Here is a 22,724-nt window from a genome sequence, read left to right as displayed (position 1 = left end):
ATCTACGCGTCAATCTATCCGATCATGCTCGTCACCTACTCACCACATCGAGGAATCGGATCATGAACAACGTGAAAAATGCCCAGGTCGCTATCGTCACGGGCGCGTCGCGCGGGATCGGCGCAGCCATCGCGCGACGGCTCGCGAGCGAAGGATTTGCCGTCGTCGTGAACTATGCGGCGAGTTCGCAGGAAGCCGACGCGCTCGTCGCCGGACTGAAGGCGGAAGGCGCGGCCGCGATCGCGATCAAGGCGGACGTGTCGAACGCCGACGACGTGCGCCGCATGTTCGACGCGGCGGAGCAGCAGCTCGGCCGGGTCGATGTGCTCGTCAACAACGCCGGCGTGCTGAAAACGGTGCCGCTTGCCGATACAAGCGACGCGCTTTACGCACAGACTTTCGATATCAATGTGCGCGGCACGTTCAACACGCTGCGAGAAGCGGCCTCCCGCCTGAACGACGGCGGGCGCATCGTCAATTTTTCGAGCACGACGCTCGCGCTGAACATGCCGGGCTACGCCGTCTACAACGCGACGAAGGCGGCCGTCGAAGCGTTCACGCATGTGTTCGCGAAAGAACTGCGCGGCCGCAACATCACCGTGAATGCGGTGGCGCCCGGGCCGATCGCAACGTCGCTGTTCCTCGACGGCAAGACGGAAGAACAGGTTCAGAACTTCGCGAAGATGCCGCCGCTGCAACGGCTCGGGCAACCGGAAGATATTGCGTCAGTGGTCGCGTTTCTTGCCGGGCCCGATGGCGCGTGGGTCAATGGGCAGATTCTGCGAGCGAACGGCGGGTTGGCTTGAGACACGGGGCCGGTTGCGTCCGCCCGATGCCAGCATGACGAAACGGTGGCGCAAAAGCAAAAACCCCGCACGGAGGCGGGGTTGGTGTTCAGCTTCTGCGGTTACGGAGCGTCAGAACGGAATGTCGTCATCCATCTCATCGAAGCCGCCGCCAGCCGGCGCGCTCGGGCGGCTCTGACCGCCGCCACCGCCGCCCGCCACACGGCCGCCACCGCCGGACATGCGGCCGCCGCCGCGCTCCATCGATTCGCCACGGCTGTAGCCGCCTTCGTCGCCGCCACCACCGCCACCACCACCCGCGCCGCCTCGGCCGCCGAGCATCTGCATCTGGTCAGCGACGATTTCCGTCGAGTAACGGTCGGTGCCGTCCTGCGCCTGATACTTGCGCGTGCGGATGCGGCCTTCGATATACACCGACGAGCCCTTCTTCAGATACTCCGACACGATCTCGGCAAGGCGCCCGAAGAACGAGACGCGGTGCCATTCGGTCATTTCCTTGAATTCGCCCGTCTGCTTGTCCTTGTAGCGGTCGGTGGTCGCAAGGCGGATGTTCGCCACTGCGTCGCCGCTAGGAAGGTAACGGACTTCCGGATCGGCGCCCAGATTGCCGACGAGAATGACCTTGTTCACGGATGCCATGAGTTTCTCCTGTTGATTCCGTTTCCGGCGACGCGGCACCGTTGGCTTGCTACACCACGGCCGCCTGTGTCAGTGACCGGAAAGCCCGCCCCGCTCCCCGTTTGACCGCCGCCTTTAAATTCGTACCGTAAAAATTATGCTTTGCGCGGCGGCTGCTTCATGCTGGCGGCGATTATAAGCCAGCAAGCTACGAGCCCCGAACATGCAAAAAACACAGCGCTCTGTCCATCCACTTTCAGCAGCCAGCCGCCGATCACGCCGCCCATTGCAAGACCGATCGACTGCGTCGTGTTGTAGACGCCCGCCGCCGCGCCCTTGCGGTTGCCCGGCGCCAGCTTCGACACCAGCGACGGCTGCGAAGCCTCGAGAATATTGAAGCCGAGAAAATAGACGAACAGGATCGCCGCCACAGTCAGAATGGTATGCGGTGCGGCGCCCAACAGTAACTGGCCGATCAGGATAAGACCAATCGCACCCAGCACCACCGCCTTCATCTTGCCGCGCTTTTCGGCCGCGATGATCGCGGGAACCATCATCACGAACGCGAGCCCCATCACGGGCAGGTAGATCTTCCAGTGCGACGCGACGGGCAATCCGCCCGCTTCGAGGATGCGCGGCACGACGAGGAAAAGCGCCGTCTGGGTCGCATGCAGCACCAGCACGCCGAAGTTCAGGCGCAGCAGCTCCTTGTTATGCAGGACTTCGTGGAACGGCGCGGGCACGTGCATGGGCTTCGGCGCATCGGGCACGATCCACAGCACGACGCCGATCGCGAGAATCGAGAAGATGCCGACGAGCGCGAACAGACCGCTCATGCCGACCCAATGGAACACGATCGGCGCGCCGACGATCGCCACCGCGAACGACACGCCGATCGAGCCGCCCACCATCGCCATCGCCTTCGTGCGATGCTCTTCCGCCGTCAGGTCCGCGATGAACGCGATCACCGCCGACGACACCGCGCCCATGCCCTGAATCACGCGGCCGACGATGATCCACGTCATGTCGTGCGCGGCCGCGGCGACGAAGCTGCCGAGCGCGAAGATCAGCAGCCCCATCGCAATGACGGGCTTGCGGCCGACCATGTCCGAAACCCAGCCGTAGAAAATGTAGAGCAGCGATTGCGTCACGCCGTACGCGCCGAGCGCGATGCCGACCAGCAGCACGTTGTCGCCGCCCGGAATCGTCTTCGCGTAGATCGAGAAGACGGGCATGATCATGAACAGCCCCAGCATGCGCAGCGCAAAGATCGCAGCGAGCGACACGGTCGCGCGCAGTTCAGGCGCGCTCATGCGTGAAGAAGTGGCAGACGGATTGGACATCGGGAACGATTTTCGAATGAACGGCCGGCGGATCGCTCGGAGCCCTGCATGCGCGGCTTGCGATGCCCGCCGTGCTTGCGCCGGCGCCGTCTGCCTTGCAGACGACGAGAGGCGCCCTCAATTACGGGCTATTCGCCGCGACGCCGGACCCGCAAAAAACGACGCTTTCGTCTCTGTCAGCAGACCGTTTACGCGCTGTCAGGAAGCCGTAACGGCGGTCTGGAAAAGTCGTTATAGTAGCAGGTTTAGCCTTCCCCTCTTCCCGCCGGTTCATGGAACAAATCCGTATCCGTGGGGCTCGGACCCACAACCTGAAGAACGTCAATCTCGACTTGCCGCGTCACAAGCTGGTCGTGATTACCGGCCTGTCCGGCTCGGGCAAATCGTCACTCGCCTTCGACACGCTCTATGCCGAAGGCCAGCGCCGCTATGTGGAGAGCCTGTCCGCGTATGCGCGGCAATTTTTGCAGTTGATGGAAAAGCCCGACGTCGATCTGATCGAGGGTCTGTCGCCCGCCATTTCCATCGAGCAGAAGGCGACCTCGCACAACCCGCGCTCGACGGTCGGCACCGTCACCGAAATCCACGACTACCTGCGGCTACTTTACGCACGTGTCGGCACGCCTTACTGCCCGGACCACGAAATTCCGCTGCAGGCGCAAAGCGTCTCGCAGATGGTGGACGCCGCGCTCGCGCTGCCGGAGGACACGAAGCTGATGATCCTCGCGCCCGTCGTCGCGAACCGCAAGGGCGAGCACACCGAACTGTTCGAAGATATGCAGGCGCAAGGCTTCATCCGGTTTCGCGTGCGCTCGGGCGGCGGCACCGCGAACGAAGGCGTCGCGAAGATCTACGAAGTGGACTCGCTGCCGCAGCTGAAAAAGAACGACAAGCACACCATCGACGTCGTCGTCGACCGTCTGAAGGTGCGCGCGGACGCGAAGCAGCGGCTCGCCGAATCGTTCGAAACGGCGCTGCGCCTCGCAGACGGCCGCGCGATCGCGCTCGAAATGGACACGGACAAAGAGCACCTGTTCAGTTCGAAGTTCGCGTGTCCGATCTGCTCGTATTCGTTGCAGGAACTGGAGCCGCGCCTCTTCTCGTTCAACAACCCGATGGGCGCGTGCCCGGAGTGCGATGGCCTCGGCCAGATCACGTTCTTCGATCCGAAGCGGGTGGTCGCGCATCCGTCGCTGTCGCTCGCGGCGGGCGCGGTGAAGGGCTGGGACCGGCGCAACCAGTTCTACTTCCAGATGCTGCAAAGCCTCGCGGCGTTCTACGAATTCGACATCGACACCGCGTTCGAAGACCTGCCCGAAAAGGTGCGCCACATCCTGCTGTACGGCTCCGGCAAGCAGACGGTGCCGTTCTCGTACATCAACGAGCGCGGCCGGACTTCCGTGCGCGAGCATGTGTTCGAAGGGATCATTCCGAATCTGGAGCGGCGTTATCGCGAGACCGATTCCGTCGCGGTTCGCGAGGAACTCGCGAAGTACCAGAACAACCAGGCGTGCCCGTCGTGCGAAGGCACGCGTTTGCGCCGCGAAGCGCGTTTCGTGCGCATTGGCGTGGAGAAGGATGCGCGCGGCATCTATGAAATCAGCGGCTGGCCGCTGCGCGACACGCTCGGCTACTTCCAGACGCTGCGTCTCGAAGGCGCGAAGCGCGAAATCGCCGACAAGGTCATCAAGGAAATCGTCGCGCGTCTGATGTTCCTGAATAACGTCGGGCTCGACTATCTGTCACTGGAGCGCAGCGCCGAAACGCTGTCGGGCGGCGAGGCGCAGCGCATCCGCCTCGCGTCGCAGATCGGCTCGGGGCTCACGGGCGTGATGTATGTGCTCGACGAACCGTCGATCGGCCTGCATCAGCGCGACAACGACCGCCTCATTTCCACGCTCAAGCATCTGCGCGATCTCGGCAACTCCGTGATCGTCGTCGAGCACGACGAAGACATGATCCGCATGGCCGATTACGTCGTCGATATGGGGCCGGGCGCGGGCGAGCACGGCGGCATGGTGATCGCCGAAGGCACGCCCGTCGAGGTGCAAGCCGATCCCGCGTCGATGACGGGCCAGTATCTGGCGGGCACGCGCCGCATCGAATTCCCCGATGACCGCAAGCAGGCCGACGAGCGTCATTTGCGCATCCTCGAGGCTTACGGCAACAACCTGAAGCACGTGACGCTCGATCTGCCCGTCGGTCTGCTGACCTGCGTGACGGGCGTGTCGGGCTCAGGCAAGTCGACGCTGATCAACGACACGCTGTATCACGCGGTCGCGCAACACCTGTACGGCTCGTCCGCGGAGCCTTCGCCGTTCGAGGCGATCGAAGGCCTCGAGCATTTCGACAAGGTCATCAACGTCGACCAGTCGCCGATCGGCCGCACGCCGCGCTCGAATCCCGCCACCTACACGGGCGTGTTCACGCCGATCCGCGAACTGTTCGCGGGCGTGCCCGCCGCCAAAGAACGCGGCTACGATCCGGGCCGCTTCTCGTTCAACGTGAAGGGCGGGCGCTGCGAATCGTGTCAGGGCGACGGCGTGCTGAAGGTCGAGATGCACTTTCTGCCGGACGTCTACGTGCCGTGCGATGTCTGTCACGGCAAGCGCTACAACCGCGAAACGCTCGACATTCTGTACAAAGGCCAGAACATCAGCGAAGTGCTGGAGATGACGGTCGAACACGCGTACGACTTCTTCAAGGCCGTGCCCGTCGTCGCGCGCAAGCTGAAGACGCTGCTCGACGTGGGCCTCGGCTATATCCGGCTCGGCCAGTCGGCGACCACGCTGTCGGGCGGCGAGGCGCAACGCGTGAAGCTGTCGCTGGAACTGAGCAAGCGCGATACGGGTCGCACGCTGTACATCCTCGACGAGCCGACCACGGGGCTGCACTTCCACGATATCGCGCTGCTGCTCGAAGTGATTCACCGGTTGCGGGATCAAGGAAATACGGTTGTCATCATCGAGCATAATCTCGATGTGATAAAAACAGCCGACTGGGTGATCGATCTCGGTCCCGAAGGCGGCGCCGGCGGCGGCCAGATCATCGCGCAGGGCACGCCGGAGCAGATCGCAAACTCGAAGGCAAGTTTTACCGGACGTTATCTGGCGCCGCTGTTGGCGCGCGGCATGTCGGATGCATCAGTCATGCAGGAAGCGCAAGCCGTGGCGCAGAACGCGGAGCAGGCGTCCGGGGAACAGCCGGACGTCGAGGCCGGGAAGAGCGTGAGCGGCGAGGCTGCAGAATCCGTGAATCCTGCCGTAAAACCGGCAAGGCTGAAAAAGGCCGTCGCGGCCGATGCACCCAAATCGACTTCGAAATCGGCGACGAAGCCGGTGGCAAAATCCGTCAAAGCATCGACGAAGGCGTCGGAAAAAGCGCCGGCGAAGGCCGGCAAACCGGGCGTGAAAACCTGAGGTTGGAGACTATAGATAGCCATGGCCAAGCGTAATCAGGCCCGCGACGACAGCGGGCAGGTGCAGGATCTGCGCCCTCGCCCGGTCAGGCTGACCAGCGACATGAGCCTGCCGAAGCTGTCGGCGGTCGAAATCGGCAGCTATATCGTGGCGCTGCTCGCGATGTGGGCGGTGCTCGAACTGAAGCTGCTGGGCGCGCTGCTCGCCGGCATGCTTGTGTTCCAGCTTGTGCATATCCTCGCGCCGCGCATCGAAAAGCACATGTCGAGCGGCCGGGCACGCTGGCTCGCGGTGGTGATCCTGTCCGCCGTGATCGTCGGCGTGCTGGCGGGCTTCACCATCGCCGTCATCGATCATTTCGAGCGCGACGTGCCGAGCGTCCAGAAGCTGCTCGACCAGGCGATGGCGCTGATCGACCAGGCGCGCGGCCGGCTGCCGCAATTCATCGCGCAAAACCTGCCTGTCTCCACAGAACAGATGAAGGAAAAGGCCGCCGTGCTGATGCAAACGCACGCGGGCACGCTCTCGCAAGGCGGCAAGAACGCGGCGCGCATCTTCACGCATGTGCTGATCGGCATGATCATCGGCGCGATCATCGCGGTCGGTGCGCAGAAGCATATGCAGCGGCTGCCGCTGTCGACGGCGTTCATCACGCGCGTCAGCCGTTTTGCCGATGCGTTCCGCCGCATCGTCTTCGCGCAGGTGAAGATCTCGGCGATCAACACGGTGTTCACCGGCATCTTCCTGCTGTTGCTGCTGCCGCTCTTTCACGCGCCGCTGCCGATGGCGAAGACCCTCGTCATCATCACGTTTATCGTGGGGCTGCTGCCTGTGATCGGCAACCTGATCTCGAATACGCTGATCGTCGCCGTGGCGTTATCGGTGAGCTTTCCCGCCGCCGTGACGGCGCTCGTGTTCCTGATACTGATCCACAAGCTCGAGTACTTCCTGAACGCGCGCATTATCGGCGGACAGATCGAGGCGCGCGCCTGGGAGCTGCTGATCGCGATGCTCGTCATGGAGGCGGCGTTCGGCATTCCGGGCGTGATCGCCGCGCCGATTTTCTACGCGTACATCAAACGGGAACTGATTTACTTGCGGCTCGTGTGACTGTCTCCGGGAAGTCAGTCACGCACGCGAAGGGGCGGCCAGGCAGGCCGCCCTTGTTTCGCCGTTGACATATCGGTGATGCGACGTTTTGTCGCAATCGGGCAAAACGGCTTCCATCTACCGATCGCCCCGCGAGCCGCCGTCTTCCCGCAAATCCGGCTTACCGGCGCTGACTCAACGCTTGCGATAACCGCGCCACCCCATAAGATGGGAATCGTTCTTATTCGCAAGTAGATACGCCATCATGTCCGTCATTCGGCGCGCAGGCTCCTGGCCGGGGAACGGCGGGCGACCTCTTCATGCAGGCGCAGGGCGCATCCTCGGCACGGGCGGACGCATCGTGATCAGTTGCGTCGGCGTGATGGTGGCCATGCTGAGCGTGACGGGCCTGCTGATCTGGCTCAAGAAGCTGAATGCGCGCCGCCATGCGACGAGCACGCGCAAGCCGGCTGCACGCGTCGTCGGGACGCAAACGGAAAGCGCGGCTTCGCAATAAAAAACCGGCGCGGCCAGTCAAGGCCCGCGCCGGTTTCACATCAACGAAGACGAATCAGCGGAACACCACCGTCTTGCTGCCGTTCAGCACGATACGGTGCTCGACGTGCCACTTCACGGCGCGCGCAAGCGTCACACATTCGACATCGCGGCCAATCGCCGTCAATTGATCCGGCGTCATGCTGTGATCGACGCGCTCCACTTCCTGCTCGATGATCGGGCCTTCGTCGAGATCCGTTGTCACGTAATGCGCCGTTGCGCCGATCAGCTTCACGCCGCGGTCGAACGCCTGGTAGTACGGCTTCGCACCCTTGAAGCTCGGCAGGAACGAGTGATGGATGTTGATCGCGCGGCCGGCAAGCTGGTCGCACAATTGCGGCGACAGAATCTGCATGTAGCGCGCGAGCACGACGAGGTCAGCCTTGCATTCGTCGATCACTTCGAGCACCCGCGCTTCCTGCTGCGCCTTCGTGTCCTTCGACGTCAGCGGGAAATGATGGAACGGAATGTCGTAGCTCGCGGCGAGCTGATAGAACTCCTTGTGGTTCGAGATGATCGCGGGAATCTCGATGTTCAGTTGCCCCGTGCGATAGCGGAACAGCAAATCGTTCAGGCAGTGGCCGATCTTCGACACCATGATCACGACGCGCGGCTTCACGTTTGCGTCGTGCAGTTCCCAACGCATGCCGAATTGTTCGGCGAGCGTCGCGAACGCCGCGCGCAGCGCTTCGAGGCCAGGATCGCCGCCCACCTGCTGGAAGTGGACGCGCATGAAAAACTCACCCGTGTGGCTGTCGCCGAACTGCGCGGAGTCGAGGATGTTGCTGCCGCGCTCGAACAGAAAGCCCGAAACGGCATGAACGATGCCGGGCCGGTCGGCGCACGACAGTTTGAGGATAAAGCTGTGTTCGGTCGACATGACCTCGGTGACTCCCTTCTTCAGTGCGTGTTTCGTAGAGCGTGTGATGCCGTGCTACAGGCGCGCCGCCATTCGTCACGCGAACACGGGCGGCGCGAACAGCGCGTCGATGCCCGCGCATGCGTCTTCGTCGATCCAGCGTCGGCGCAGCAGGCAGTCGAGCGTCGCGAGGCTCGCATCGACTGTCATCGCGCCGTCTTCGATCCATTGCGCGACATCTTCGATACGCGCCAGCCGATGTTCGCCGACTTCGCCGTCCTGATTGCGCGGCGCGAAGTCTTCGGGCAGCGCCAGATCGTAGATGAAAATCTGCTCGGCCTGCGTGCCTTCCGGCAGCGATTGCAGCACATGTGCTGTGCGCCCCGCGACCGCATGCGCGGCGATTTCTTCCGGAATGCCCGCTTCTTCCCAGCACTCCTTGATGATCGTATCGGCAAGACTGAAACCCCAGCCGATGCCGCCCGCGACGACATTGTCGAGCATGCCGGGATCGGTCGCCTTCGTCTCGCTGCGACGCGCGATCCACAACTGCGGCGCGCCGCGTGACGCAGACTCTGCATATTCTACGACGCCGTTCAAATGCACCGCGTACGTCATCGTGCCGAAAAAGCGTGACGCCGCGCGTTCGATATACGCGAGCGGCGGCGCATCGAACGCATTGCGGATCGCGTAGGTTTCGTCGCGCCAGCCGGGAATGCGGCCGTCCGCGGCAAGCGCGCCGATCACCACGCCGAGCGCGGCGCTGCGCAGATCGACGGTATCGAAGCGCGGCGACAACCTCACGCCGCGTGCATCGATATCGAATACGTCGGGCCAGCGCACAAGCAGCGGCATATCGCTCGCACGAATCCAGCCGACGCGTTCCGCGCCGATCATGAACGGCAGATGGAGCGCGGGATCGAAACGGCGCGCGGCGACGATGCAAGGCAAAGACATGAACACTCCCGACAGCGTGATGCGAAAACGTGACGCCCCGCACTGCGCGCGCGGGGCGCGATGAATCAGTCGCGCAACGCGACGCGGATGCCGATCGCGATGAAGGTCGTGCCCGCCAGCCGGTCGAGCCACACGCCCGCGCGCGGACGACGCTTCAGCCAGCCGCCGATCATGCCCGCGCACACGCCGAACAGCGAAAACACGGCGACCGTTTGCAGCATGAACAGCGCCCCCAGTTCGAGCATTTGCAGCGTGACGCTCTGCGCGCCATGCGGGTCGACGAATTGCGGCAGAAACACGACGAAGAACAACGTCACCTTCGGATTGAGCATGTTGCCGATCACGCTCTGCCGGAAGATCGATGCGAGCGGCTGCGGCGCGCGCTCGTGCGCCGTCGCGAGGCCTTTGCTGCGCAGCGCCTTGATGCCGATCCAGATCAGATACGCCGCGCCCGCGAGCTTGATGACTTCGAACGCGACGGGCGACGAACGCAGCACGGCGGCGACGCCGAGCGCGGCAAGCGTCGTGTGAAACGAGATGCCCGCCGCGAAGCCGAGCGCGGCGACGAAGCCCGCGGCGCGTCCTTGCGAGATGCCGCGCGCGAGAACTTGCAGATTGTCGGGACCGGGCGCGAACGTGATCGCTATCGACGTCGCGAGAAAGAGCATGAAGTTGGGCATCGGGTAGAGGCTCCGTGTGGTGAAATCAGTGGCCGCCGAAGGTCGTGACGGTGAAAAGCGGCAGGCCCGCTTCGCGCAGCAGCTTCGAGCCGCCGAGTTCGGGCAGGTCGATGATGGCCGCGCCTTCAAGCACCGTCGCGCCGAGACGCTCGAGCAGCTTTTTGCCTGCCATCATCGTGCCGCCCGTCGCGATCAGATCGTCGATGATGACGACGCGGTCGCCCGGCTTGCACGCGTCTTCGTGAATCTCGACGGTCGCGGAGCCGTATTCGAGCTCGTATGATTCGGACACCGTCTTATACGGCAGCTTGCCGATCTTGCGGATCGGAATGAAGCCGAGGTTCAGCTCGTATGCGATGACCGGCCCGATGATGAAGCCGCGCGCATCGAGTCCCGCGACATAGTCGAGCTTCTTGTCGATATAGCGCTGCACGAACAGATCGATCAGCACGCGCAGCGTCTTCGGGTTTTGCAAAAGCGGCGTGATGTCGCGAAACTTCACGCCGGCCTGCGGCCAGTCGGGCACCGTGCGGATCTGGCTGTTGATGTATTCGGCCGGATCGAATGGCTTGTTCGCAGGCGCGTTGGACATGATGACTCCAGACGGGTCCGTGAGAACCCAGATATTTCCCATGAGTTGCGTGAGTGCGGCGCACGTTCGCCGATCGTCGTGAACGCCGCGCGCCGCGTGATTCATCGATGAAGTGTTGCAGCAAGCGTCAGGCCGCCGCCGCGCCCGGTCGCCGATGCTTGGACAAACGTTCCTCCGCTTCCGCCAGCGCTTCGGGCAGGCCGCGCAGCACGACGATGTCGCTTGCGCGCAGTTTGGTCGAGGGATCGGGCTCGACGCCGCGAATGCCATGCCGGCGAATCGCCGTCACTTCGACACCGAGATCGAACAGCCCGAGCTCTTCGAGCGTGCGCCCGACGGCATCGGCTTTTTCATCGACGGGGACCGATTGTAGCCGCACCTGTTCGTGGCCGTCGTCGTCTTCGACGTCGTCGGCGCCGTGGAAGTAGCCGCGCAGCAGGCTGTAACGCTCGTCGCGCAGCTCCTCGACGCGCCGCACGACGCGCCGCATCGGCACGCCCATCACGACGAGCGTATGCGAAGCCAGCATCAGGCTGCCTTCGACGATCTCCGGAATCACCTCGGTCGCGCCCGCCGCGAGCAGCTTTTCGAGGTCGCTATCATCGACGGTGCGCACGATCACAGGCAACGTCGGTTCGAGTTCGTGGATGTTGTGCAGCACGCGCAGCGCGGACGGTGTGTTCGCATAGGTGATCGCGACGGTCGCCGCGCGATGGATGCCCGCGGCCAGCAGCGACTCGCGCCGCCCAGCGTCGCCGAACACGACGGATTCACCCGCCGCCGCGGCCGCCGCCACGCGGTCGGGATCGAGGTCGAGCGCGACGTACGAGAGCCCTTCGTGCTCCAGCATGCGCGCCAGGTTCTGCCCGGCGCGGCCATAGCCGCAGATGATCACGTGGCCGCTCTGCTTGAGGCTTTGCGTCGCGATGCGCGTCATCTGCAGCGATTGCATCATCCATTCCGTCGACGACAGCCGCAGCACGATCCGGTCAGCGTTCTGGATCAGGAACGGCGCGGCGAGCATCGACAGCAGCATCGCGGCGAGAATCGCCTGCAACAGCGTCGCATCGACGAGGTGCTTGTCGAGAATCAGATTGAGCAGCACGAAGCCGAATTCGCCCGCCTGCGCGAGCCCGATGCCCGTGCGCATCGCAACGCCGGGCGTCGCGCCGAACAGGCGCGCAAGACCCGTGATCATCACGGCCTTGAGCAGCACCGGGCCGAGCAGGAACGCGAGCACGAGCAGCGGATGCTGCCAGATCACCATCGGGTTCAGCAGCATGCCCGTCGTCACGAAGAAGAGACCGAGCAGCACGTCGCGGAACGGCTTGATGTCCTCTTCCACCTGATGCCGGTACGGTGTCTCGGCGATCAGCATGCCCGCAATGAAGGCGCCGAGCGCGAGCGACAGGCCGAACTTGTCGGTGATGAACGCCGCGCCCAGCGTCACGAGCAGCAGGTTCAGGATGAACAGCTCCTGCGAGCGGCGCCGCGCCACCACGTTGAACCAGCGCGTCATGAACTTCTGTCCGACGATCAGGAGCAGCGCCAGCGCTATCACGATCTTGATCGACGCGACACCGAGCGCTTTCAGCAGGTCGTCGGAATGACCGCCCAGCGCCGAGATGATGATCAGCAGCGGCACCACGGCCAGATCCTGGAACAGCAGCACGCCGAAGATATTGCGGCCGTGCTCGGTTTCGATCTCGAGCCGCTCCGCGAGCATCTTGCTGACGATGGCCGTCGACGACATCGCGAGCGCGCCGCCCAGCGCGACGCTGGCCTGCCACGAAATATGCACCCACCGTTCGAACACGAAGCCGAGCGTGACCGCGAAAGCGATCGTGCCGAGCACCTGCAGCAGGCCCAGGCCGAATACGAGCGTGCGCATCGAGCGAAGCTTCGCCAGCGAGAACTCCAGCCCGATCGAGAACATCAGGAACACGACGCCGAATTCCGCGAGATTCTGCGCGCCGACCGAATCGGGCACGATGCCGAACGCGTGCGGCCCGATGACGATCCCCACCGACAGATAGCCGAGCATCGGCGGCAGGTTCAGATAGCGGAACACGACGACGCCCACCACTGAAGCCAGCAGCAGGAACAGCGTCATTTCGAGCGGGGAGATCATCGGCAAAAGCGCATCGGGTGAACGTCCTGGTTCGTCAGCGAAGCCGCGCGCAAACGCCCGCGCAGCAAGGTTGAGGGGCCGGTGAAGGCAACGTCCGGGATGGTCGGTCCCGGCGCGGCGGACAGGCGCCTTTGCTATACTCCCCGGATGATAGCGAAAATCAATGGCGACCGGGCGCTTGCGCTCGCTCGCGACGTGCTCGACATCGAAGCGGACGCCGTGCGTTCCCTTCGCGACCATCTCGACGACTCGTTCGTCGAAGCAATCGATTTCATTCTCGGCTGCCGTGGGCGCGTGGTCGTCTCCGGCATTGGCAAATCCGGCCATATCGCGCGCAAGCTGGCGGCAACGCTCGCCAGCACGGGCACGCCCGCCTTCTTCGTGCATCCCGCCGAAGCAAGCCACGGCGACCTCGGCATGGTGACGGCGGACGACGTGTTCATCGGCATGTCCAATTCGGGCGAATCGGAAGAACTCGTCGCAATCCTGCCGCTCATCAAGCGTCTCGGCGCAAAGATGATCGCGATGACGGGCCGCCCCGCGTCCAGCCTCGCGAAGATCGCCGACGTCCATCTATATTGCGGCGTCGAAAAAGAAGCGTGTCCGCACAATCTCGCGCCGACGGCCAGCACCACGGCGGCGCTCGCAATGGGTGACGCGCTTGCCGTCGCCGTGCTCGAAGCGCGCGGCTTCGGCGCCGACGACTTCGCGCGCTCTCATCCGGGCGGCGCGCTCGGCCGGCGTCTGCTCACCTACGTGCGCGACGTGATGCGCACGGGCGATCAGATTCCGAAGGTCCTGTCCGACTCGACCGTGCGCGACGCGCTCTTCCAGTTGACGGCCAAGCGCATGGGCATGACGGCCATCGTCGATGAAAACGAACGTGTCAAGGGCATCTTCACTGACGGCGACCTGCGCCGCGTGCTCGAACGCGACGGCGATTTCCGCGCGCTGTCGATCGATTCCGTCATGACCCATGGACCGCGTACGATCGGCCCCGACCGGCTCGCCGTCGAAGCGGTGGAACTGATGGAGCGTCACCGGATCAATCAGATGCTGGTCGTCGATGAAATGGGCAAGCTCATCGGCGCGCTCAACATGCACGACCTGTTCTCCAAGAAGGTGATCTGATGGCGCCTGCCGCTCTGACCGCGGCCGAACGCGCGAGCCGCGTGAAGCTGATGATTTTCGACGTCGATGGCGTGCTCACCGACGGCAGCCTGCTGTTTACGGCCGAAGGCGACACGATGAAGGCGTTCAACTCGATGGACGGCCACGGCGCGAAGCTGCTGCGCGAAGCGGGCATCGACACGGCGATCATCACGGGGCGCAAATCGGGCATCGTCGAGAAGCGCGCAGAGAATCTGCGCATCACGCATGTCTATCAGGGCGTGGAACACAAGCTCGCGGCATTCGAGCAATTGCTCAACGAAACGGGCCTCACGCCGGAAGAATGCGGCTATATGGGCGACGATTGGGTCGATCTCGCCGTTATGCTGAAAGTCGGCTTCGCGGCTGCGCCAGCGAATTCGCATCCCGAAGTGATCGCCCGTGCGCACTGGGTCAGCGAGGCGCGCGGCGGTCACGGCGCCGTGCGCGAAGTGTGCGATGCGCTGTTGCGCGCGCAAGGGCGCTATGACGCGCTGCTCGCGGCCGCATGCAGCGGCGAAACGCCGCGAGGCCTCGTCGGATGAACCGGTTTCGCTGGACCTCGCTGGTTCCGCTCGTCGCGATGGCGGCGCTCGCGGGCATCACGTACTGGCTGCTGCAGGCCACGCTGCCGCGCCAGGACGAAGGCGTGATCAAGCCGAAGCAGCACACGCCCGACTATTTCGCCGACAACTTTTCCGTGTCCGAGCTGGATCAATCGGGCGCGACGCAATACCGCCTCACGGCGGCGACGCTCGTTCACTACGAGGACACCGAAGTGAGCGATCTGACAAAACCGGCGATCCGCGCGTTTCAGCCGGGCAAGCCCGTCGTCACGGCGACGGGCGACCGCGGCACGGTGAATGGCGATGCTTCCATCGTCGATCTGTACGACAATGCGCGGATCGTGCGCGATGCCGGCTTCGGCGACCCGAGGATGCAGGCCGATTCCTCGCATTTTCGCGTGCTCGTCAATGACGATGTGATCCAGACGGAAAAGCCGGTTAAACTGCAGCGCGGCCAGTCGATCATGACGGCCAGCGGCATGAAATACAACAATGTCACCCGGGTGATGCAGCTATTCGGCAATGTGCGCGGCGCCATCGCCCCGGTCGATTCAGGCGGCTCCCAGAAGCAACCCAGGTAATCCAATTCAAGCGTGACTGCATGAACGAATCGTTCCCCCGTTTTGACTCCGGCCGCACGCGCGCGTCTAGCGTGCGCCGCGCCGGGCTTGCGGCACTGTTGATCGCATTGCCGCTCGCCGGTTTTGCGCCGCTGGCGCACGCCGAACGTGCCGACAAGGACAAGCCGCTCAATATCGAAGCGGACAACATGACGTACGACGACCTCAAGCAGGTCAATATCTTCACGGGCCACGTGGTCGCGACCAAAGGCACGATCCTGATCAAGGCGGATCGCGTCGAAGTCACGCAAGACCCGCAGGGCTATCAGTATGCGACGGGCACGTCGACGGGCAAAAATCTGGCGTATTTCCGCCAGAAGCGCGACGGCGTCGACGAATACATCGACGGCGATGCCGAGCGCATCGACTATGACGGCAAGCAAGATCTCACCACGCTGACGACGCGCGCGACCGTGCGCCGCCTGCAAGGCCTGACGACGGTGATGGACGAAGTGCATGGCAGCGTCATCACGTACGACGGCCAGAACGACTTCTACACGGCGAAGGCCGGCAAGGACGTCGCGGGCCCTGGTAATCCGTCGGGCCGCGTACGCGCGATGCTGTCGCCGCGCAACGGCGGCGCCCAGCCGCTTGGCGGGCCGTCCGCGACGCTGCAGCCTTCCACGCAATTCCAGGGACAAGGAACGACGAAGCCGTGAGCGCCCCTGCCCTTCCCAACCGAAAGCCCGCCGGCACCAGCAGTTCGCTCGTCGTCCGCAATCTGAAGAAGCGCTATGGCTCGCGCACGGTCGTCAAAGACGTGTCGCTCGACGTGAAAAGCGGCGAAGTGGTCGGCCTGCTCGGCCCGAACGGCGCCGGCAAGACCACGTCGTTCTACATGATCGTCGGCCTCGTGCCACTCGATGCCGGCGAGATCGACCTCGACGGCAAGTCGATCAGCCTTCTGCCCATCCACAAGCGCGCGTCGCTCGGCCTGTCGTATCTGCCGCAGGAAGCGTCCGTGTTCCGCAAGCTTTCCGTCGAGGAAAACATCCGCGCCGTGCTTGAACTGCAAGTCGGCGACGACGGCAAGCGTCTGTCGAAAGACGCGATCGCGTCGCGCACGGAAGCGCTGCTCGACGAACTACAGATTGCGCATCTGCGTGAAAATCCGGCGCTGTCGCTGTCGGGGGGCGAGCGCCGCCGCGTGGAAATCGCACGCGCGCTCGCGACCAACCCGAGCTTCATCCTGCTCGACGAACCGTTCGCGGGCGTGGACCCGATCGCCGTGCTCGAAATCCAGAAGATCGTGAAGTTCCTGAAGCAGCGCAACATCGGCGTGCTCATCACGGATCACAACGTCCGGGAGACGCTCGGCATCTGCGATCACGCATACATCATCAGCGACGGCAGCGTGCTCGCGGCGGGCGCGCCCGGCGACATCATCGAAAACGAGAGCGTGCGCCGCGTCTATCTGGGCGAACACTTCCGCATGTGAAGAACGCATGCGGCCGGAACAGCGCCGCGTGCAGCCCGCCCCTCTTTGGCCAACTCTGCGGCCATTTCAAGAGTAGCTTCAGTAATTTTGACGGGCCCGGCTGGCGTGTTCCCGCCTGTGCGCATCAAAAACTTTTGCACACGCGTTATTGCGGGTGTCGCAAGGTATCGCGGTCGTGGCAAACTCTCTACAATGATTCACAACCTGCCATGAAAGCCAGCCTCCAACTCCGCCTGTCGCAGCATCTTGCGCTGACACCCCAACTGCAGCAGTCCATCCGGCTGCTGCAGCTGTCTACGCTCGAACTGCAGCAGGAAGTCTCGATGGCGATCGCCCAGAATCCGCTGCTCGAAGCGGAGGACGACTGGATCGCGAGTCCGTTGCGCGTCGCCGCCGACGGCTCCGTGATCGCGCAGACGCCGCAGGGCACGGTGCCGGAGGAAATGTCGAGCGCGCCGCCGTCGTCTTCGTCCTCGTCGTCCGGGGAAAGCAGCGAGGGCAGCGAGCCGCAGGGCGTCGACGAATACAACGGCCTGGGCGCGGACGCGAATGCCGATTCGAACCAGTGGAATCTCGACGATTACGGCCGTTCGGGCAATGCATCAGACGACGACGATCTGCCGCCGCTGCAAATCCACGAATCGACGACGACGCTGCGCGACCACCTGAGCGCCCAGCTTCGCGTGACACAGGCGAGCCCGCGGGACCGCGCACTCGTCACGTTCCTGATCGAGTCGCTCGACGACGACGGCTACCTGACGGCCACGTTCGACGAAATACTCACCGATCTGCCCGAAGAACTCGAGGTCGATACCGACGAACTGAACGCGGCGCTGGCGTTGCTGCACAGTTTCGATCCGGCGGGCGTCGGTGCGCGCTCGGCATCGGAATGCCTGCGCCTGCAACTGTGCCGGCTCGATCCTTCGCCCACACGCACGCTTGCGCTCGACATCGTCGCGCATCACCTCGAATTGCTCGCCGCGCGCGATTTCACGCGCCTGCGCAAGTATCTGAAGGCCAGCGACGACGATCTGCGCGAAGCACACGCGCTGATCCGCTCGCTCGAGCCGTTTCCCGGTGCGGCGTACGGCAAGGCCGAAGCGGACTACGTGGTGCCCGACATCATGGTGCGCAAAACGGCACAGGGTTGGCAGGCGGAACTGAATCCCGAGGTCGTCCCGAAGCTGCGTATCAACCATCTGTACGCGAACATCCTGCGCAACAATCGCGGCGATCCGGGCAGCGGTTCGCTGCGCCAGCAACTGCAGGAAGCGCGTTGGTTGATCAAGAATATCCAGCAGCGTTTCGAAACGATCCTGCGTGTCGCGCAGGCCATTGTCGAGCGTCAAAAGAACTTTTTCGCCCACGGCGAAATTGCCATGCGCCCCTTGGTTTTGCGGGAAATAGCTGATACGCTGGGATTACACGAGTCGACGGTCTCCCGTGTGACAACCGGCAAGTACATGCTCACCCCGTTCGGGACGCTTGAATTTAAGTACTTCTTCGGATCGCACGTGTCCACAGACACAGGGGGCGCGGCCTCTTCCACGGCCATTCGCGCACTCATCAAGCAACTGATAGGAGCAGAAGACACCAAATCTCCTCTTTCAGACAGCCGCATTGCCGAACTGCTGGCAGAACAGGGTTTCGTCGTCGCGCGCCGCACAGTTGCGAAATATCGCGAAGCACTGAAAATCCCGGCAGTCAATCTGCGCAAGTCTCTTTAGCCCGCTACCTCCTGTGGCGGGCATTTCCCGGCCGCGCCGCTGTTTGGCGGAGCAGGCCGGCCGATACGACCTGCCAGTAGCCTGTCAACGGGGGACGGCGCGAGCAGATCGCGAGAATCGACCGGCGCTCTAGCGATTCATGCGGACCAGGCGGCCACTAGCTTGGAGAAGCACTATGAATCTGAAGATCAGTGGACACCATCTCGAAGTAACGCCAGCGTTGCGAGAATACGTGATCACCAAACTAGACAGGGTGCTAAGACATTTCGATCAGGTGATAGATGGCAGTGTGGTCCTCTCGGTCGACAACCACAAGGAAAAGGAAAAGAGACAAAAGGTTGAAATCAACCTGCATCTGAAGGGCAAGGACATTTTCGTCGAAAGCTGTGATGGCGACCTCTACGCCGCGATCGACCTGATGATCGACAAGCTGGACCGCCAGGTCATTCGTCACAAGGATCGTCTGCAGGGCCATCAGCACGAAGCGATCAAATACCAGCCGCTAGCGGCACAACCTGAAGTGCCTCCGCAATAAGCAAAGCAGAGGCATGTCGTTACCCCGCAAAACCGCCCGACGCCGGGCGGTTTTTTGTTGGCGTCTCCGCTATCCTATGGCATGCAACGTTCACGCCGGGTTTACGCGTGCGCGGCCGTCCGCGTATCGACTCATGGCGCGGCGCACCATGCGGTGCAACCCTGTTCTATAATAAATCGGTTACCTTCGGGTTTTTGTCCAGCCCGAGTCCCGCACAAAGGGAGCGTTGCGGGCCTCAAAAGCAGCGCTCACGCGTATCGCCGCGAGTAACTGCGAGGCATGGAACGCTTTTCAATCGCCACAGCGAGGAGAATCCAGGCGACCTTTGCGCCTGCCAACATGAATCGTTTAGCCAAATATCTTCCCCTCGAAAACGTCGTCGTCGGTCTATCGGTCACCAGCAAGAAGCGCGTATTCGAGCAAGCGGGCCTGATCTTCGAAAACCAGAACGGCATCGCCCGCAGCACAGTGACTGACAATCTGTTCGCGCGCGAGCGTCTCGGTTCGACGGGGCTCGGCGAGGGCGTCGCGATCCCGCACGGCCGCATCAAGGGCCTCAAGCAGCCGCTTGCCGCGTTCGTCCGCCTGTCCGATCCGATCCCGTTCGAATCGCCCGATGGCCAGCCCGTCTCGCTGCTCATCTTCCTGCTCGTTCCCGAACAGGCGACGCAACAGCATCTCGAAATCCTGTCGGAGATCGCCCAACTGTTGTCGGATCGCGAAGCGCGCGACCGGTTGCATACGGAAGAAGACCAGGAGACGTTGCATCGTCTGCTGACTCAGTGGCAACCTTGACGTATCGGCGAGGTGCGGCGCTCGTGCAATGACGGACACCACGGCGTCGCGTCCGAGGCTTGCCGCGGCGTCCGGGCGAACGGGCGTCGCGGCGAGTCGAACACATCCCGTGCAAAGCGTGGCAGAACGGGCAACAGCCGATGCCCGGCGAGCAGCACTACGGCGTCACATAGCGGCACATACGAAGGCAGGAGTCAGGGACTCATGGATACGTCCAGCATCAACGCCCAAAGCATTTTCGACGACAACGCGGCCGCGCTGAAACTCAGCTGGCTGACGGGGCACGAGGGCTGGGAGCGTGGCTTCTCGGCTGAAACGGTTGCGACTGCAACGTCCAGCGCCGATCTCGTCGGTCACCTCAACCTGATCCACCCGAACCGGATCCAGGTGCTGGGCGAAGCCGAAACCAACTACTACCAGCGTCAATCCGACGAAGACCGTTCGCGCCACATGGCCGAACTGATCGCGCTCGAACCGCCTTTCCTCGTGGTTGCGGGCGGCGTCGCCGCGCCGCCGGAACTGGTCCTGCGCTGCACGCGCTCGTCGACGCCGCTCTTCACGACGCCGATGTCGCCCGCCGCCGTCATCGACAGCCTGCGTCTCTATATGTCGCGCATCCTCGCGCCGCGCGCGACGCTGCACGGCGTATTCCTCGACATCCTCGGCATGGGCGTGCTGCTGACGGGTGATTCGGGCCTCGGCAAAAGCGAGCTGGGCCTCGAACTGATCAGCCGCGGCCACGGCCTCGTGGCCGACGACGCCGTCGATTTCGTGCGCCTCGGCCCGGATTTCGTCGAAGGACGCTGCCCGCCCCTGCTGCAGAATCTGCTCGAAGTGCGCGGCCTCGGCCTGCTCGACATCAAGACGATCTTCGGTGAAACGGCCGTGCGCCGAAAGATGAAGCTGAAGCTGATCGTGCAGCTGGTGCGCCGTCCGGACGGCGAATTCCAGCGGCTGCCGCTCGAAAGCCAGACCGTCGACGTGCTCGGGCTGCCCATCAGCAAGGTCACGATCCAGGTGGCGGCCGGCCGAAACCTCGCGGTGCTGGTCGAGGCAGCCGTGCGCAATACGATCCTGCAACTGCGCGGCATCGATACATTGCGCGACTTCATGGACCGCCAGCGTCTGGCGATGCAGGACCCCGACAGCCAGTTTCCCGGCAAGCTGATCTGACGCGATGCGCGCGAAGCCGGTGGCACAGCCGATAGCCCCGGATGCTATGATGACCCCAACGGATTCCACGACTCCATGCGCATTATCCTGATCACCGGCATCTCCGGCTCCGGCAAGTCTGTCGCGTTGAACGCGTTAGAGGACGCGGGCTACTACTGCGTCGACAATCTGCCACCGCGCTTTCTGCCCGAACTCGCCGCCTATCTCGCGGGCGACGGCCAGGACCGGCTCGCAGTGGCGATCGATGCGCGCTCGGGCGCCTCGCTCGAAGACATGCCGGAAATGATCGGCGATCTCTCCGGTCAACATGATGTGCGCGTGCTGTTCCTGAACGCCAGCACGCAAGCCCTGATCCAACGCTTTTCCGAAACACGCCGCCGCCATCCGCTGTCGGGCTCGCCCGCGCACGATGCCGATGTCGGCGTGCTGACGTCGCTGGCCGAAGCAATCGAGCGCGAGCGCGAACTCGTCGCGGGCCTCGCCGAATTCGGCCACCAGATCGATACCAGCAACTTGCGGGCAAACGTTCTGCGCGCGTGGGTCAAGCGTTTCATCGAGCAGGAGCACACGGGCCTCGCGTTGATGTTCGAGTCGTTCGGCTTCAAGCGCGGCGTGCCGCTCGATGCCGACTTCGTGTTCGATGTGCGCACGCTGCCCAATCCCTATTACGACCGGGAACTTCGCCCGCTGACAGGACTCGACAAGCCCGTCATCGATTTCCTCGAAGCATTGCCCGTGGTCCAGCAGATGATCGGCGACATCGAGTCGTTCTTGCAGAAATGGCTGCCGCATTTCCGCGATGACAATCGCAGTTATCTGACCGTTGCAATCGGTTGTACGGGCGGACAACACCGCTCGGTATTCATCGCCGAAACGCTTGCCGCGCGTTTCGCGAGCGAAGGGAACGTGATAGTGCGGCATCGCGATGCGCCGATCGACGTCGACGACTCATCGAAACTGGTCGCCTGAGGTTCCCGATGGCGGCTTGACCGGCCGCCGCTCAATGCGGCGGCGGCCCTAACCGAAGCGTTGCGCCATGTCCTCTACACCGTCCGTGCTTGCCGATGTGCCGCTGTTTCCCTTGCACACCGTCCTCTTTCCCGATGGATTGCTGCCGCTGAAAATCTTCGAGGCCCGCTATCTCGACATGGCGCGCGACTGTCTGCGCGACGAGACGTCGTTCGGCGTGTGCCTGCTGAAAAGCGGCGCGGAAGTCGCACAACCCGACGAACCTGCCGTGCCGGAAGCCGTCGGCTGCCTTGCGAAAATCGACGTCTGCGATGTCGATGAATTCGGCATGCTGCTGATTCGCGCGCGCGGCACCGAGCGGTTCCGTCTGTTGTCGCATCGCGTCGAATCGGGTGGATTGCTGGTCGGCATGGCGGAGCTGATCGGCGGCGACGTGCCGCTCGAAGGCACCGAGCATATGGAGAAGTTCGGCGCGTGCGCGGAGGTGCTGGAGCGCATCATCGCGACCATCCGCGAGCGCGATCCCGAGAGCCTTCCGTTCATCGAACCTTTTAGGCTCGACGATCCGTCGTGGGTGTCGAACCGTCTATCCGAAGTGCTGCCGATTCCGTTGAAGGCGCGGCAAAAACTGATGGAGTTGCGAGACGCCGGTGCGCGCATCGACGTCGTGCATCACTACATGCAGCAGCATCAGCTGCTGTAG

The 22,724-nt window shown here is 63.4% G+C and carries 21 protein-coding genes and 1 pseudogene; 15 read left to right on the top strand and 7 right to left on the bottom strand.

From position 1 onward, the window contains the following. Positions 1–62: 62 nt before the first annotated feature. Positions 63–806, top strand: a complete 744-nt coding sequence (locus J8I87_RS04095; protein WP_209930163.1) for an SDR family oxidoreductase — start codon at positions 63–65, stop codon at positions 804–806. Positions 807–917: 111 nt separating this feature from the next. Here the strand turns inward: J8I87_RS04095 and J8I87_RS04090 are convergent, their stop codons facing one another. Both J8I87_RS04090 and J8I87_RS04085 read right to left on the bottom strand, forming a co-directional pair. Further along, entirely contained in the window at positions 918–1,445 is a 528-nt protein-coding gene (locus tag J8I87_RS04090) for a single-stranded DNA-binding protein (protein ID WP_209930162.1), read from the bottom strand. 134 nt (positions 1,446–1,579) lie between these two features. Continuing rightward, entirely contained in the window at positions 1,580–2,767 is a 1,188-nt protein-coding gene (locus J8I87_RS04085) for an MFS transporter (protein WP_209930161.1), read from the bottom strand. Between the two features lie 272 nt (positions 2,768–3,039). On the opposite strand from J8I87_RS04085, the gene uvrA reads away from it, so the two are divergent. The 3 genes and pseudogenes from uvrA to J8I87_RS04070 form a co-directional block, all read left to right on the top strand. Next, on the top strand, positions 3,040–6,186 hold the full coding sequence (uvrA, locus tag J8I87_RS04080; RefSeq protein ID WP_209930160.1) for an excinuclease ABC subunit UvrA: 3,147 nt from the start codon (positions 3,040–3,042) through the stop codon (positions 6,184–6,186). A 21-nt stretch (positions 6,187–6,207) separates the two neighbouring features. After that, on the top strand, positions 6,208–7,296 hold the full coding sequence (locus J8I87_RS04075; protein WP_209930159.1) for an AI-2E family transporter: 1,089 nt from the start codon (positions 6,208–6,210) through the stop codon (positions 7,294–7,296). Positions 7,297–7,553: 257 nt separating this feature from the next. Then, positions 7,554–7,792, top strand: a pseudogene (locus tag J8I87_RS04070) (PepSY domain-containing protein); the annotation flags it as partial. 54 nt (positions 7,793–7,846) lie between these two features. On the opposite strand, the gene purU reads toward J8I87_RS04070, so the two are convergent. The 5 genes from purU to J8I87_RS04045 all read right to left on the bottom strand — a co-directional run bounded on the left by purU (position 7,847) and on the right by J8I87_RS04045 (position 13,049). Beyond that, a complete protein-coding gene (purU, locus tag J8I87_RS04065; protein ID WP_209930158.1) occupies positions 7,847–8,710 on the bottom strand; it encodes a formyltetrahydrofolate deformylase in 864 nt (287 codons plus the stop codon). A gap of 75 nt (positions 8,711–8,785) precedes the next feature. Further along, complete coding sequence (locus J8I87_RS04060) at positions 8,786–9,646, bottom strand: DUF4743 domain-containing protein (RefSeq protein ID WP_209930157.1); 861 nt, start codon at positions 9,644–9,646, stop codon at positions 8,786–8,788. A 65-nt stretch (positions 9,647–9,711) separates the two neighbouring features. After that, positions 9,712–10,326 carry a LysE family translocator gene (locus tag J8I87_RS04055; RefSeq protein WP_209930156.1) on the bottom strand — a complete coding sequence of 205 codons (615 nt, stop codon included), beginning with the start codon at positions 10,324–10,326 and terminating at the stop codon, positions 9,712–9,714. 25 nt (positions 10,327–10,351) lie between these two features. After that, positions 10,352–10,918: an adenine phosphoribosyltransferase gene (locus J8I87_RS04050; RefSeq protein WP_209930155.1), complete on the bottom strand. Its 567-nt coding sequence runs from the start codon at positions 10,916–10,918 to the stop codon at positions 10,352–10,354. Between the two features lie 127 nt (positions 10,919–11,045). Beyond that, positions 11,046–13,049, bottom strand: coding sequence for a monovalent cation:proton antiporter family protein (locus J8I87_RS04045; RefSeq protein WP_209930154.1), 2,004 nt, complete (start codon positions 13,047–13,049; stop codon positions 11,046–11,048). A gap of 147 nt (positions 13,050–13,196) precedes the next feature. Between J8I87_RS04045 and kdsD the strand changes: the two genes are divergently transcribed. The 11 genes from kdsD (at position 13,197) to J8I87_RS03990 (ending at position 22,724) form a co-directional block, all read left to right on the top strand. Further along, positions 13,197–14,180, top strand: coding sequence for an arabinose 5-phosphate isomerase KdsD (kdsD, locus tag J8I87_RS04040; RefSeq protein WP_209930206.1), 984 nt, complete (start codon positions 13,197–13,199; stop codon positions 14,178–14,180). Then, positions 14,180–14,743 carry a KdsC family phosphatase gene (locus tag J8I87_RS04035; protein WP_209930153.1) on the top strand — a complete coding sequence of 188 codons (564 nt, stop codon included), beginning with the start codon at positions 14,180–14,182 and terminating at the stop codon, positions 14,741–14,743. The genes kdsD and J8I87_RS04035 overlap by 1 nt, the downstream gene beginning before the upstream one ends. Beyond that, positions 14,740–15,345: an LPS export ABC transporter periplasmic protein LptC gene (gene lptC / locus J8I87_RS04030; RefSeq protein WP_209930152.1), complete on the top strand. Its 606-nt coding sequence runs from the start codon at positions 14,740–14,742 to the stop codon at positions 15,343–15,345. The genes J8I87_RS04035 and lptC overlap by 4 nt, the downstream gene beginning before the upstream one ends. 20 nt (positions 15,346–15,365) lie before the next feature. Beyond that, the gene (gene lptA / locus J8I87_RS04025) at positions 15,366–16,043 is read left to right on the top strand and encodes a lipopolysaccharide transport periplasmic protein LptA (RefSeq protein WP_209930151.1); all 678 of its coding nucleotides are present in this window, start codon (positions 15,366–15,368) and stop codon (positions 16,041–16,043) included. Beyond that, positions 16,040–16,822 (top strand): LPS export ABC transporter ATP-binding protein, encoded by a 783-nt coding sequence (gene lptB / locus J8I87_RS04020; RefSeq protein ID WP_209930150.1) that lies wholly within the window; start codon positions 16,040–16,042, stop codon positions 16,820–16,822. Before lptA ends, lptB begins: the two co-directional genes overlap by 4 nt. A 209-nt stretch (positions 16,823–17,031) precedes the next feature. Then, positions 17,032–18,549 (top strand): RNA polymerase factor sigma-54, encoded by a 1,518-nt coding sequence (locus J8I87_RS04015; RefSeq protein WP_209930149.1) that lies wholly within the window; start codon positions 17,032–17,034, stop codon positions 18,547–18,549. Positions 18,550–18,724: 175 nt separating this feature from the next. Continuing rightward, positions 18,725–19,084, top strand: a complete 360-nt coding sequence (gene hpf, locus J8I87_RS04010; RefSeq protein ID WP_209930148.1) for a ribosome hibernation-promoting factor, HPF/YfiA family — start codon at positions 18,725–18,727, stop codon at positions 19,082–19,084. Positions 19,085–19,363: 279 nt separating this feature from the next. Next, entirely contained in the window at positions 19,364–19,879 is a 516-nt protein-coding gene (locus tag J8I87_RS04005; RefSeq protein ID WP_209930147.1) for a PTS sugar transporter subunit IIA, read from the top strand. Between the two features lie 204 nt (positions 19,880–20,083). Next, a complete protein-coding gene (hprK, locus tag J8I87_RS04000) occupies positions 20,084–21,052 on the top strand; it encodes an HPr(Ser) kinase/phosphatase (protein ID WP_007579699.1) in 969 nt (322 codons plus the stop codon). 75 nt (positions 21,053–21,127) lie between these two features. Next, positions 21,128–22,021 (top strand): RNase adapter RapZ, encoded by an 894-nt coding sequence (gene rapZ / locus J8I87_RS03995; RefSeq protein ID WP_209930146.1) that lies wholly within the window; start codon positions 21,128–21,130, stop codon positions 22,019–22,021. A gap of 67 nt (positions 22,022–22,088) precedes the next feature. Beyond that, positions 22,089–22,724 carry an LON peptidase substrate-binding domain-containing protein gene (locus J8I87_RS03990; RefSeq protein ID WP_209930145.1) on the top strand — a complete coding sequence of 212 codons (636 nt, stop codon included), beginning with the start codon at positions 22,089–22,091 and terminating at the stop codon, positions 22,722–22,724.

This window comes from Paraburkholderia sp. LEh10 (assembly GCF_017814945.1).
Classification (GTDB): Bacteria; Pseudomonadota; Gammaproteobacteria; order Burkholderiales; family Burkholderiaceae; genus Paraburkholderia.
The sequence above is the reverse complement of the archived record's forward strand: the minus strand, read 5'-3'. Positions and strand labels throughout refer to the sequence as shown.

Excerpts from the sequence above, each read along its gene's own strand:
- J8I87_RS04095 (WP_209930163.1), top strand. The coding sequence starts at position 63 with ATGAACAACGTGAAAAATGCCCAGGTCGCTATCGTCACGGGCGCGTCG.
- J8I87_RS04090 (WP_209930162.1), bottom strand. The coding sequence starts at position 1,445 with ATGGCATCCGTGAACAAGGTCATTCTCGTCGGCAATCTGGGCGCCGAT.
- J8I87_RS04085 (WP_209930161.1), bottom strand. The coding sequence starts at position 2,767 with ATGTCCAATCCGTCTGCCACTTCTTCACGCATGAGCGCGCCTGAACTG.
- uvrA (WP_209930160.1), top strand. The coding sequence starts at position 3,040 with ATGGAACAAATCCGTATCCGTGGGGCTCGGACCCACAACCTGAAGAAC.
- J8I87_RS04075 (WP_209930159.1), top strand. The coding sequence starts at position 6,208 with ATGGCCAAGCGTAATCAGGCCCGCGACGACAGCGGGCAGGTGCAGGAT.
- purU (WP_209930158.1), bottom strand. The coding sequence starts at position 8,710 with ATGTCGACCGAACACAGCTTTATCCTCAAACTGTCGTGCGCCGACCGG.
- J8I87_RS04060 (WP_209930157.1), bottom strand. The coding sequence starts at position 9,646 with ATGTCTTTGCCTTGCATCGTCGCCGCGCGCCGTTTCGATCCCGCGCTC.
- J8I87_RS04055 (WP_209930156.1), bottom strand. The coding sequence starts at position 10,326 with ATGCCCAACTTCATGCTCTTTCTCGCGACGTCGATAGCGATCACGTTC.
- J8I87_RS04050 (WP_209930155.1), bottom strand. The coding sequence starts at position 10,918 with ATGTCCAACGCGCCTGCGAACAAGCCATTCGATCCGGCCGAATACATC.
- J8I87_RS04045 (WP_209930154.1), bottom strand. The coding sequence starts at position 13,049 with ATGATCTCCCCGCTCGAAATGACGCTGTTCCTGCTGCTGGCTTCAGTG.
- kdsD (WP_209930206.1), top strand. The coding sequence starts at position 13,197 with ATGATAGCGAAAATCAATGGCGACCGGGCGCTTGCGCTCGCTCGCGAC.
- J8I87_RS04035 (WP_209930153.1), top strand. The coding sequence starts at position 14,180 with ATGGCGCCTGCCGCTCTGACCGCGGCCGAACGCGCGAGCCGCGTGAAG.
- lptC (WP_209930152.1), top strand. The coding sequence starts at position 14,740 with ATGAACCGGTTTCGCTGGACCTCGCTGGTTCCGCTCGTCGCGATGGCG.
- lptA (WP_209930151.1), top strand. The coding sequence starts at position 15,366 with ATGAACGAATCGTTCCCCCGTTTTGACTCCGGCCGCACGCGCGCGTCT.
- J8I87_RS04015 (WP_209930149.1), top strand. The coding sequence starts at position 17,032 with ATGAAAGCCAGCCTCCAACTCCGCCTGTCGCAGCATCTTGCGCTGACA.
- hpf (WP_209930148.1), top strand. The coding sequence starts at position 18,725 with ATGAATCTGAAGATCAGTGGACACCATCTCGAAGTAACGCCAGCGTTG.
- J8I87_RS04005 (WP_209930147.1), top strand. The coding sequence starts at position 19,364 with ATGGAACGCTTTTCAATCGCCACAGCGAGGAGAATCCAGGCGACCTTT.
- hprK (WP_007579699.1), top strand. The coding sequence starts at position 20,084 with ATGGATACGTCCAGCATCAACGCCCAAAGCATTTTCGACGACAACGCG.
- rapZ (WP_209930146.1), top strand. The coding sequence starts at position 21,128 with ATGCGCATTATCCTGATCACCGGCATCTCCGGCTCCGGCAAGTCTGTC.
- J8I87_RS03990 (WP_209930145.1), top strand. The coding sequence starts at position 22,089 with ATGTCCTCTACACCGTCCGTGCTTGCCGATGTGCCGCTGTTTCCCTTG.